Annotated in this window: 1 protein-coding gene; it reads left to right on the top strand. The window is 57.7% G+C overall.

From position 1 onward, the window contains the following. Positions 1-8: 8 nt before the first annotated feature. Positions 9-239, top strand: a 231-nt coding sequence (locus AC3XQU_RS24775; RefSeq protein ID WP_489876746.1) for a type IV secretion system DNA-binding domain-containing protein, incomplete at its 3' end; no start/stop codon positions are given.

The raw sequence follows: 239 nt of genomic DNA, 5'->3' as shown, positions 1-239 counted from the left end.
ATAAGTGGGTGACAGACCCGAATGCGGGCAATCTGTTTATCACCTGGCGGGAGGACATGCGCTCGACCATGCAGCCATTGGTGGCCATGTGGATTGACACGATCTGCGCGACCATCCTCAGCTATGAGCCCATGACCGGGAAACGTCTCTGGATGTTCCTGGACGAGCTGCAGTCGCTGGGCAAACTCGAATCGTTCGTGCCAGCAGCCACCAAAGGCCGGAAACACGGCCTTCGTATG

It is taken from the genome of Telluria sp. AZSoR62 (genome assembly GCF_058111565.1).
Note: the sequence above shows the minus strand (reverse complement) of the source record. Positions and strands in the feature narration are given on the sequence as shown.